Here is an 11637-nt window from a genome sequence, read left to right on the forward strand (position 1 = left end):
AAGCCTGAGGGCTCTCAATCTGCCCTTCTACTTCACCACCTTCAGCGGCCGGCCGGTGCGGCCGCGGCGGACGGGCTTGGCGGGGGTCGGCGCCGCGGCGAAGGCCTCGCGCATGCGGTCCAGACGCAGCTTGACCTCGCCCGTGACCGGGCCCGCGGCGGAGGCTGCCGCCTCGATCACGGCGAAGGCGTCGTCGCGGGTCGCCGCGTCGTCCGGCAGCAGGCCCGGCAGGGCGGCCATCGCCTCCTCCGGCAGCCAGCGCAGGATCAGGTACTGCTGGCGCATCGCCGCCTTGAACTCGGCCAGCGAGGCCCAGTGCCCCGGCAGCCGGTCGGCATAGAGCTGGCGCAGCGTGGCGAAGCCGCGCTCGTCGACCGCCCGCATCGGCCAGATCACGTAGAGGATGGCGCGCAGCACCGCCGCATGGACGTCGCCCTCGGCGACCTTGCCGCGCAGCGCCTCGCGCTCCTCCTCCGGCTCGCTGCGCCGCGGCGGGCGCCGGTCGGCCAGGGTCTCGTCGCCGATGCCCAGCATCGCCTGCAGCACCGGGTTGCCGTAGATGGCGTAGAAGCTGCTCTCGATCCAGCGGTCGCGCAGGTCGCGCCAGCCGTCCAGCGCGGTGACGATCCGGCTCGACATCAGGTCCTGGAAGGCCAGGAACGGGTTGTCCGGCGCCGCCGGGCGGCGGTTGGCGCGCACCTGCTCGGCGGCCATCGCCACCGGCAGCATCGCCGGGTTGCGGTTCGAGAACAGCGAGTACTGCAGCCGCGCCGGGCTCAGCCGCCGCCCCAGCTCCGCCGCCGGCTCGCTGGCCAGGGCCTGGACCAGCGGCCGGGCGGTCGAGGTGTAGAGCGCGCGGTTGATCTCCGACACCCGCGCCGCGGTGGCGAAGGCCTTGTCCTCCTCGGCGGTGTTGATGCCCAGCGCGCGCAGGTCGTTGATGCTGCGCGCCTCGAACCGCACGACATGATCGCCGCGGATCAGCCCGGCATTCGGGTCGTCGGCCTGCTTCTCGATGATCACCGCCTCGTAGAGGCCGGGCGCCAGCGTGTCGATCAGGTCGATGTTCTGGATGAACTCGTTGTGCTCCTTCGCCGCGACGCGGCCGGAGACGAAGATGCCGAGATGGCCGATGTCGTCGTGGATGGCGTAGATGATGGTCTGGCCGTTGGCGACGATGTCGTCGGTCGAGTCGTACAGGTCGAGGATCCAGCCCAGCGCCTGCTGCGGCGGGGTGATGTTGTCGCCCTGCGAGCAGAACACCACGATCGGCGAGGTGATGTTGCGCAGGTCGATCTTGCGGCCGTCGGAGACCTCGAGCTGACCGGCCGTCAGCTTGTCGCCAACGAACAGGTCCTCGGTGATGGTCTCGATCTCGTTGGCGTTGAGCTGGACGTAGCCGCCCCACCACTTCTCGAAGCTGAGATAGCGCGCCACCTCGGTGTCGATCTTGCTGTACAGGTTGTACTGCTTCGACCACAGCGTGTTGGCGGGGTTCAGGCTCTCGAAGTTCTGCACCAGATGGGCGCCATCATAGCGGCCGTTGCCCATGTCGCTGGCCAGCGCCGCCGGCCAGCCGCCGCCGGCGAGGCCGCCGAGATAGCGCATCGGGTTCTTGCCGCGCGGCCCGTCCCAGTAGGACAGGGGCGCGCCGGCCAGGATCATCGGCCCGACGATGCCGGGCTTGACCGCGGCCAGCATCGCCAGCGCCCAGCCGGCTTGGCAGTTGCCCATGACGCAGGGCTTGCCCTCGGCCTTCGGATGGCGCTCGGCGACGATGCGCAGGAACTCCGCCTGCGCCCGGCCGATATCCTCCAGCGTCTGGCCCGCCACCGGCACCGGCAGGAAGCCGATGAAGTAGCAGGGATGGCCGGCGCGCAGGGCGCGGCCGATCTGGCTTTCCGGCTTCATGCCGCCGATGCCCGGGCCGTGGCCGGCGCGCGGGTCGACGACGACGAAGGGCCGCTTGTCGGGGTCGACCGTCACGCCCTCGGGCGGCACGATCCGGACCAGCATGTAGTTGCAGGGCCGCTCCAGGGTGCGGCCGTCGAGGATCAGCTCGAACTGATAGGACAGCACATGCGGCGTCGGATCGGCCGCATGTGCCAGGTACTGGTTGCCGCGCTGGCGCATCACGTCCCAGAACAGCACGCTGCGCTGGGCCGCATCGACCCAGTATTCGACGGCAGACGTCCAAGGCTCGGCCCAGGCGGCGCTGAGCACGGCGCTCTGGTCGGCAGTACCGGTCATGGTCACCCGTCCTCTTCCTTCGACCCGCGGACGACGGTCCGCGGCGGGGCTTTCTGCCCTCAAGGTAAAACGAACAGGCATACCCCGTCGTTCCGCCTTTGGTCGGACGATACACCAGATCCGTTCGTTTACATACGGTCCGGAATTTCGATTCCGAGCAGGTCGAGCACCCGCTCCAGTTGCCGCAGCGTCAGCGCCGCGAGGCCGAGCCAGGAGGCACGGCGCGCCGGGTCCGGCTCGCTCAGCACATGGCAGGCGTCGTAGAAGCGGCTGAACTCCCGCGCCAGGGCGTAGGCGAAATCGCACAGCTCGTTCGGCGCCCGCTTCTCATAGGCGTTGCGCACGGCGTCGGGCAATTGCCCCAGTTGCAGCATCAGCGCGCGGTCGGCCTCGTTCGCCGCCGGCAGGATCGTGCCGGGCGCGTCGCCCTGCCCTTCCGCCCGGCGCAGCAGCGACTTGGCGCGCACCGCCGCGTATTGCAGATACGGGCCGGTCTTGCCCTCGAAGCGCAGCATGCGGTCGAGGTCGAAGACATAGTCCGAGGACGGGTTGTTCGAGAGGTCGGCGAACTTCACAGCGGCGATGCCGACCCGGCGGGCGATCTCGCGCCGCTCCTCCTCCGGATAGCCCTCGGCCAGATGCGCCTCCTCCAGCCGCTTCAGCCCGATCTCGGTGGCGGTGTCGAGCAGGTCGTACAGCTTCATCACGCCGCCGGCGCGAGTCTTGAACGGCTTGCCGTCCGGCCCGTTCATGGTGCCGTAGCCGAGATGCTCCAGATCCGACTTGCCGTTCAGCCCGGCCTTTCGGGCGGCGCGGAACACCTGCTCGAAATGCAGCGACTGGCGCCGGTCGACGACGTAAAGACCGAGGTCGGGGTCGAGCGACTGCCGCCGGTCGACGATGGTGGCGAGGTCGGTGGTGCCGTAGGTGAAGGCGCCGTCCGACTTGACCAGGATCAGCGGCGGCACCTCCTTCCTGTCGCCCTCCTCGGCGACGCGGACGATGACCGCGCCCTCATCGGTCTCGGCCAGGCCCCGGGCCTTCAGGTCCTCGACCATCGGCTCGATCAGGTCGTGGACCGCGGCTTCGCCCTTCCACAGATCGAAATGCACGCCCAACGAGTCGAACTCGCGCTGCATCCCGGCGATCGAGACGTCGATGAAATGCTGCCACAGCGCCCGGTAGCCCGGTCGGCCGGCCTGCAGCTCCGCGGTCGCCTTGCGGCTCTCCTCCATCCGCGCCGGATCGGCCTTCGAGGCCTGGGACGCGGCCGGATACAGGACCTCGAGATCCTCCATCGTCACCGGGCTCTCGGCCGGATAGGGGCCGGTGAAGTCCGGGTCGAAATAGGGCAGGTCCGGCTGCCGGCGGGCGATCTCGCTGATCACCATGCCCATCGGCGTGCCCCAGTCGCCCATGTGCACGTCGCCGATCGTCTCGTCGCCGGCGAACCGGAACAGGCGGCGCAGGCTGTCGCCGATGATCGAAGCCCGCAGATGGCCGACATGCATCGGCTTGGCGATGTTCGGCCCGCCATAGTCCAGCACCACCCGGCGCGGCGGGTTGGTCTTCGGCACGCCCAGCCGCTCGTCCCGCGCCTGCGCGTCGACATGGTCGGCCAGCACGGCGTCGGTCAGCGACAGGTTGATGAAGCCGGGGCCGGCCAGGGACACGCTCGCGAATTGCGGGTCCGCCGCCAGCCTGTCGGCGACGCGCTGGGCGATCTCGCGTGGATTGGCGAGGGCCTGCTTCGCCGCGGCCAGCGCGCCGTTGCACTGGAACTGGCCGAGATCCGGCCGGTTCGAGACGGTGACATGGCCGAGCTCCGGCGGCAGCCCTTCGGCGGCGAAGGCGGCGGCGACGGTTTCGGTCAGCTTCGAGGCGAGCGAGGACATGCGGGCAGATCTTCCGGTTGCCCGCGGTTTTTAGGAGGCAGCGGCATCCGAGGCAAGGCCGTCCGCGGTCAGGCGTCCCATGCTCTGGTTGATCCGCTGCATCAGCGCCGCCTTTACGGCGCCGACATCGGCCGTGGCCACGGGGGCCGAGACCGTCAGCTCCACGATTCCGGCGCCGGGCTTGGAGAGGTCGACCAGCTTCGACACGGCGACCGCGGGCTCCGCCCCCGGCGCCAGGCGCGGATCGGCCTTCAGCGCGGCGACGATCTCGCCGGCCAGCGCCTCCCCTGCCGGGCCGGCCGGCGCCGGGAAGGTCAGCTCCATCTTCGCCAGGCCCGGATAGGTCGAGTTGTTGACGATGGCGGCGCCCCAGACCGAGCCGTTCGGCAGCAGGATCTGGACATTGGCCGGTGTCACCAGCTCGGTCATGAACAGCGACAGCGACCTGACCGTGCCGGCCTTGCCCGCGACCTCGACCGCGTCGCCGATCTTGAACGGCCGGAAGATCAGCAGCATGACGCCGGCCGCGAGGTTCGACAGCGTGCCCTGCAGCGCCAAGCCGATGGCCAGCGATGCGGCGCCCAGCACCGCCACCAGGCTGGTGGTCTGGATGCCGAAGATCTGCAGCACGGCGATGACGACGACCGCCAGCACCAGGTAGCGCGCCAGCGACGCCAGGAAGTCGGCGATGGTCGGGTCGACATGCCGGGTTCGGGCGGCCAGGCGCAGCAGCCAACGCTCGACGGACCGCGCCAGCCACCAGCCGAGGCCGAGCAGCACGATCGCGTAGAGCGCGTTGAGGCCGTAGAAGACGAACAGCGCCCACAGGTTGTCGAAGTTGATCATCGGCGGTCCGGAGGTCCTGCGGTATCGGCGAAGGCCACCCGCGGAGCGCAGGCGTTATGTCGCTAACACACCGCGGCGGGGATCGATCCCCGCCGGGTCCTACAGGCTTTTGCGAAAGAAGACGACGCGTCTCGTCTCCTCGAAACCCAGCGCCGCGTGAAACTTGTGGCTCACGACGTTGTCCAGCAGGGCATCGGATGCGAACTCGGTACAGCCGGCAGACCTGCCCCATCCGGCAATGGCATCGCAGAGCAGCCGCGCCGCGCCCGTCTGCCTGTGGCCGGGCAGAACATAGATTCCTTCAAGGAAGAGAACGGGAGAGGTCTTGCATCCATTGACGTAGTCACGGCGCAGCGTGGCTTCGGCAAACCCGATCACCTCGCCTTCATTGGTTTCACAGATGAAGGCGACAGCCCGGCCGTCTCCGGCCAGGAAAGTGCGAACCACGTCGTCCCGATGGTGCTGGACAGAATGGTCCGGCCAAAGCGCAGCACGTAACCGCGCCCACGGCTCGACATGGTCCATGGTGCTCCGCTGGATCTTCATCGCCTCACCTCACGCCGCAGTTCGCGTTCTTCAATAGGTCGGGTCCGGCTATGTCCGCTCTCTGGTGTCGAGCGCGAGGCAAGCATGACGACGGCTTGGCTCCCGCGCCAGGCGCTAGTGTTTCTTGACTGGCTGGATTGGATCGAATCGAGCCATGTCCGCTGTCGAGAGCCCGGCGCGTTGACCGTTGTTCACGCTCGGCGGCAAGGCGGAGGGGCGACGCCGCGCGTTCCTCATACCCGCTTTCCGCCCGCAGGCGACGCTCGGGCGCGCGGAGATTCACGATTGCGCCCGGACGCTTGCGGTCACCCCGCTCGCAGCACGACCTTGCCGAACGGTCCGCGGTCCAGATGGCCCAGCGCGGCCAGAAGTGCCGAGCCCCGGTCGCCGGCTGCCAGATTTTCGGGACCTTCCGAACGACCGGGCCAAGCGCGCCGCTCCGCTAGTCAAGCACGGCCACGGCCTCCACCTCGAACAGCATGCCGTCGACCGCCAGCCGGGGCACGGGGATCAATGTCTGCGCCGGCAGCGCCCCGCCGAACATCTCCTTCACGGTCTTGGTCAGCACCCCGAGCTTGGACATGTCGTGATCGACCACGAAGACCGTGAGCTTGGCGACCCGCTCCGGCCGCGCGCCGAGCGCCTCGAGGGCGGTGCGCAGGTTTGCGTAGGCCTGCCGGACCTGGACGGCGAAATCGGGCGACAAGGCCCCCGTGCCGTCCTGGCCACCCTGTCCGGAGATATAGGCCAAGCGGCCGTTGCGGGGCGTTATCACCGCCGTGCTGTAGCCATTCGGCGACGGGTCGTAGAGGTTCGGCGGATTGACGATGGTCAGCTCCAGATCGGTCTCGTTCGCCGTCGCCGCAGCGGAAAATCCCACGGTCATGATGATCAACCCTCCGATGAGCAGATGCTTGGCGCGTGACATGATGTTCTCTCGGCTCTGCGGACTGCGAGCGACGTCCCCCGCGGCCGGCATGATTGAACCTCAGCCCGTATCGGCCATACGATGAATCGTACGCTATACGAGTCGACTGCATCGTACGTCGTACGAGACGATCGTTCAAGATCGGCATCCTGACCAGCGAGGAAGACGGATGGCAGCCAAACGCGCCAGCCCCCGGAGCAGACGGCCACAACCGACAGGTGAGCGGCCCCGGCCCGTGCAGGAACCGCACGGCGAGCCGCCTCTGTCGCGGGACCGCATCGTGGCGGCCGCGGTGGAGCTGCTGGACGCCCGGGGAGTCGACGGATTCACGATGCGCCGGCTGGCGGATCGCCTCGGCGCGGGCGTGATGAGCCTGTATTGGCACGTCGCCAACAAAGAGGATGTCTTCGATCTGGCGCTCGATTCGGTGCTCGAATACCGCGGGCCGCAGCCGACGGTCGAGTCACGAGGCTGGCGCGGAGACGTCGTTCATCTGCTCGAGGACTGGCGCGCCAGCATGCTGCGCCATCCCTGGTCGGCATCGCTGCTGCCGCGCCGGGCGCTGGGCCCGAGCATCCTCGGCCGCCTCGAGCTGCTGAGCCGGGCCCTGTCCGGAGCCGGTGTCGCGGACGCGGATCTGAACGTCGCGATATGGTCGCTCTGGAACTATGTGATGGGCGCCACCGTCACCCGGGCGAGCTTCGACCTCTCGGACGACGACAGGGCCGCCGCGCAGCAGCGCCTGACGCGCCTCGGCGATCGCTACCCGACGATCGAACGCTCTCACCTGCTGCTGGATGACGATTGGGACGGCACCTTCCGGACAGGCCTCGGCCTCCTGCTCGACGGTCTCCCGTCAAGATGAGGCCGGATGGCGGCTTCGGGCTCGGAGCCACCACCGTCACTAGGCCAGGGTCACGCCTCCGTCGGCTCCGGCGCCGCCTCCCCCGCGCTCTCCGCGTGATGATCCGCGGCCAGCAGCATGTAGACCGCAGGCACCACGAACAGGGTGAAGATCGTGCCGATGGTCAGGCCGCTGGCGATCACCAGCCCCATGTTGAAGCGCGACACCGCGCCGGCGCCGGTCGCCAGGATCAGCGGCACCACGCCCAGCACCATCGCCCCGGTGGTCATCAGGATCGGGCGCAGGCGGATCGAGGCGGCGCCCTCGATCGCCTCGCGCTTGGTCTTCCCCGCCTTCTGCAGGCCGTTGGCGACCTCGACGATCAGGATGCCGTGCTTGCTGATCAGCCCCATCAGCGTTACCAGCCCGACCTGGGTGTAGATGTTCATGGTGGCGCCGCCGACGCCGACGCTGATGAAGGCCAGCGCGCCGGCGATCGACATCGGCACCGAGACCAGGATGATCAGCGGGTCGCGGAAGCTGTTGAACTGGGCCGCCAGCGCCAGGAAGATGATGATCAGCGCCAGTGCGAACATCTGCACCAAGCCGCTCGATTCCTGCACCGTCTGGCGCGACTGGCCGCCATAGTCGACTGTGTAGCCCGGCGGCAGCGTGCGGTCGGCCAGCGCCTTCAGCTCCGCCAGCGCCTGGCCGGTCGAGATGCCGGGCGCGGAGACGCCGGAGATGGTGGCCGAGTTGAGCTGCTGGAAATGCGAGATCGAGCGCGGCGCCGCCTCGGTCTTGATCGTAGCGATCGAGGACAGCGGGATCTGGGTGCCGTTCAGCGCGGTGACCGGGTAGTTCAGCACCTGGTCGGTGGTCAGGCGCGAACGCTGCTGCACCTGCGGGATCACCTGGTAGGACCGGCCGTCGATGCTGAAATAGTTGACGTAGCCGCCGCCGAGGATGGTGGCCATGGCGTTGCCGACATCGCTCATGGTCAGGCCCAGCGCGGCCGCCTTGTCGCGGTCGATCACGATCTCGGCCTGCGGCTTGTCGACCTGCAGGTCGCGGGTCAGGAACACGAACAGGCCGGTCTTCTGCGCCTCCTTCTGAAAGGCGGCGGCGACGTCGTTCAGCTCCTGGAAGCTGCCGGTGGTGCCGATCGCGAACTGGATCGGCAGGCCGTTGCTGCCCGGCAGCGGCGCCGGCTGGAAGGCCACGCTCTGGGCCGCGGCGATCCTGGCGATGTCCTGCTGCAGCAGCGCCTGCACCGTGCCGGCCGTCCGCTCCCGCTGGTCCCAGGGCTTCAGCACCTGCACCGCGATCGAGGTCGCGCTGCTGTCGATGCCGAGGGTGTGGTCGGTCTCCGGATAGGCCCGCATCGCCTGGGCGACCTGGTCGGAGTTCGAGGCCTTCAGGGCCAGCGTCGCCTGCGGCGGGTTGGTGGTGGAGACCAGGACCGCGCCCTGGTCCTCGTTCGGCGCCAGCTCGGTCTGCGCGTCGGCGTAGAGGAAATAGATGCTGCCGAGCACGATGGCGGCGAAGACCAGCGTCACCGGCACGGTGTTCAGGCTGCCGTGCAGCATGCGCTGATAGGGCCGCCGGATGCGCTCGAAGCAGCGGTCGATGAAATCCGTCAGCCGCTCCTCCCAGCCGCTGCGGTCGGCCAGGTGCGGCTTCAGGATGCGCGAGCACATCATCGGCGTCAGCGTCAGCGCCACCACCATCGAGACGGCGACGGCGCCGACCAGGGTGAAGGCGAATTCGGTGAACAGCGCGCCGGTCAGCCCGCCCTGGAACCCGATCGGGACATACACGGCCACCAGCACCACGGTCATGGCGATGACCGGCCCGACCAGCTCGCGCGCCGCGTCGATCGCGGCCTGGAGCGGCGTCGCCCCCTCCTCGATGTGCCGGTTGACGTTCTCGACCACGATGATGGCGTCGTCGACCACCAGGCCGATCGCCAGCACCAGCGCCAGGAGGGTCAGGAGGTTGATGGAGAAGCCGAAGGCCAGCATCATCGCGAAGGTGCCGACCAGCGACAGCGGGATCGCCACCACCGGGATGAAGACCGAGCGCGGCGAACCGAGGAACAGGAACACCACCAGCACGACGATCACCAGCGCCTCGACCAGGCTGGTCACCACCTCCTCGATCGAGGAGGTGACGAAGGCACTGGAATCGTAGATCACCGTGGCGTGCAGGCCGCTGGGCAGCTGCGCCTCAATGCCCGGCATCGCCGCCTTCACCCCGGCGACGACGTCGAGCAGGTTGGCGGTCGGCGCCACCTGGATGCCCATCATGATGCCGGTGCGGCCGTCGACGGTGGACCGGCTCTCATAGTCCTGCGAGCCGAGCACGACCTGGCCGAGATCCTTCAGCCGGATCACCGCCCCGTTCGACTGCTTGACCACGAGGTTCCGGAACTCCTCGACATCGTGCAGGTCGGTCGAGGCGGTCAGGGTGATCTGGGTGGCGTTGCCCTTGGTGGTGCCGATGCCGGAGATCGAATTGTTGTTGCCGAGCGCGGTGTAGACGTCGGTGGCGGTCAGGCCGTAGCCGGCGAGCTTGTCGGGGTCGAGCCAGACGCGCAGCGCGAACACCTTCGGGCCCAGCAGCTCCGCCGTCTGCACGCCCTGCACCGCCTGCAGCTTCGGCTGCACCACGCGGGTCAGGTAGTCGGTGATCTGGTTCGCCGCCAGGACGTCGCTGTAGAAGCCGATATACATGGCGTCGATGGTCTGGCCGACCGACAGCGTGATGGTCGGCTGCTGCGCCCCCGAGGGCAGCTGGTTCAGCACCGAGTTGACCTTGGTGTTGATCTCGGTGACCGCGGCGTCGGAGTTGTAGTTCAGCCGCAGGTTGACGGTGATGGTCGAGACCCCGCTGGTCGAGGTCGAGGTCATGTAGTCGATGCCGTTCGCCTGGGCGATGGCGTTTTCCATCGGCGTGGTGATGAAGCCGGCGACCACGTCCGGATCGGCGCCGGAATAGGTCGTCGACACGGTCACGACCGCGTTCTCGGTCTTCGGATACTGGCGCACCGCCAGCGAGACGTAGGACTGGTAGCCGATCACCACGATCAGCAGGCTGACCACCAGCGCCAGCACCGGCCGGCGGATGAAGATGTCGGTGATGTTCATGACGCCCGCCTCAGCTCGGGTCCGCCACGGACGGGTTCGGGTCGTTCGGCGGCGTCACGCTGTTGTTGATGGTGACGGGCGAGCCGTTCTGCAGCTTGAGCTGGCCGGAGGTGACGACGGTGTCGCCCTCGTTCACCCCCTTCGACACCGCGACCTGATCGCCGCGGCTGCCGGCGGTGGTGACGAAGATCTGCTTCACCGTCTGGTCGCCCCCCTGGCCTCCCGCCCCTTGGCCGGCCACGACATAGGCGATGTCGCCATAGGGGTTGGAGACGATCGCCGTCGCCGGCAGGGTGACGTAGCGCTGCGGCGCGCCGACCGCGACGGCCGCCTTGCCGTACATGCCGGGCAGCAGCAGCCGGTCCGGGTTGGCGAAGCTGGCCCGCACCGTGAGGCTGCGGGTGGTGTTGTCGACCAGCGGGCTGATCGCGGTGATGGTGCCGGCGAAGCCCTGGCCCGGATAGGCATCGAGCGTCGCCGTCACCGGCTGGCCGACCTTGAGCTTGGCCAGGGCCTGCTGCGGCAGGGTGAAGTCGAACAGGATCGGGTCCAGCGACTGCAAGGTGACGATTTCGGTGCCTGCCGAGAGATATTGGCCGAGATCGACCTGGCGCACCCCGAGCCGGCCGGCGAAGGGCGCCTTGACTGACTTCTTGTCGATCGCCGCCTGCTGCGCCGCGACCTGGGCCTGGGCCTGCTTCAGCGTGGCGAGGTCGCTGTCGACCGTCGCCTGGCTGACGCCCTGGGCCTTCAGCTGCTTCAGGTCGCGGTCATAGGTGACCTGGGCGTTGTCGGCGGCCGCCTGGTACTGCTTCAGCGTCGCCAGATCCTCCTCGGCGCGCAGCTGCAGGAGCGGCGTGCCGGCGGCGACGTCCTGGCCGTCCTGGAAGCTGATCGCCTCGACGATGCCCGAGACCTCGGAGGACAGGGCGGCGCCGTTGACCGCGCGGAAGGCGCCCACCGCCTCCAGCCGCTCCTGCCAGTCGCTGGCCGTCGCGGTGGTGGTCGACACCGTCTGGGGCGGGTTGCTGCGGGCCGCGATCGCCTGGGCGATCATCCGGCTCTTGAAGGCCTGGAAGCCGAAGATGCCGCCCAGGATCACGCCGATCGCGATCAGCATGATCACCATGCGGGTGATCAGCGAAGCCGTTCTGCTCTTGGCCATGGTCTTGTCCGTCG

Annotated in this window: 8 protein-coding genes; 1 reads left to right on the forward strand and 7 read right to left on the reverse strand. The window is 68.6% G+C overall.

Translation table 11 applies throughout. The features are described 5' to 3' along the window. Nucleotides 1–27: 27 nt before the first annotated feature. From LG391_RS27760 to LG391_RS27780, 5 genes are all read right to left on the reverse strand, one after another. Nucleotides 28–2250 carry a DUF3141 domain-containing protein gene (locus tag LG391_RS27760; protein WP_225771306.1) on the reverse strand — a complete coding sequence of 741 codons (2223 nt, stop codon included), beginning with the start codon at nt 2248–2250 and terminating at the stop codon, nt 28–30. 128 nt (nt 2251–2378) lie between these two features. Then, nucleotides 2379–4145 carry an arginine--tRNA ligase gene (gene argS / locus LG391_RS27765; RefSeq protein ID WP_225771307.1) on the reverse strand — a complete coding sequence of 589 codons (1767 nt, stop codon included), beginning with the start codon at nt 4143–4145 and terminating at the stop codon, nt 2379–2381. A gap of 30 nt (nt 4146–4175) precedes the next feature. Continuing rightward, nucleotides 4176–4991: a mechanosensitive ion channel family protein gene (locus LG391_RS27770; RefSeq protein ID WP_225771308.1), complete on the reverse strand. Its 816-nt coding sequence runs from the start codon at nt 4989–4991 to the stop codon at nt 4176–4178. A 99-nt stretch (nt 4992–5090) separates the two neighbouring features. Further along, nucleotides 5091–5537: an aminoglycoside 6'-N-acetyltransferase gene (aac(6'), locus tag LG391_RS27775; RefSeq protein ID WP_225771309.1), complete on the reverse strand. Its 447-nt coding sequence runs from the start codon at nt 5535–5537 to the stop codon at nt 5091–5093. Between the two features lie 442 nt (nt 5538–5979). Continuing rightward, on the reverse strand, nt 5980–6465 hold the full coding sequence (locus LG391_RS27780; RefSeq protein ID WP_225771310.1) for a RidA family protein: 486 nt from the start codon (nt 6463–6465) through the stop codon (nt 5980–5982). A 280-nt stretch (nt 6466–6745) separates the two neighbouring features. Here LG391_RS27780 and LG391_RS27785 point away from each other — a divergent pair, with 280 nt between their 5' ends. Continuing rightward, entirely contained in the window at nt 6746–7330 is a 585-nt protein-coding gene (locus tag LG391_RS27785; RefSeq protein WP_255646894.1) for a TetR/AcrR family transcriptional regulator, read from the forward strand. A gap of 50 nt (nt 7331–7380) precedes the next feature. Here the strand turns inward: LG391_RS27785 and LG391_RS27790 are convergent, their stop codons facing one another. Beyond that, on the reverse strand, nt 7381–10458 hold the full coding sequence (locus tag LG391_RS27790; protein ID WP_225771312.1) for an efflux RND transporter permease subunit: 3078 nt from the start codon (nt 10456–10458) through the stop codon (nt 7381–7383). Between the two features lie 10 nt (nt 10459–10468). Next, nucleotides 10469–11623 (reverse strand): efflux RND transporter periplasmic adaptor subunit, encoded by a 1155-nt coding sequence (locus tag LG391_RS27795; protein WP_225771313.1) that lies wholly within the window; start codon nt 11621–11623, stop codon nt 10469–10471. Nucleotides 11624–11637: the final 14 nt, after the last annotated feature.

It is taken from the genome of Inquilinus sp. Marseille-Q2685 (genome assembly GCF_916619195.1).
GTDB lineage: Bacteria > Pseudomonadota > Alphaproteobacteria > DSM-16000 > Inquilinaceae > Inquilinus.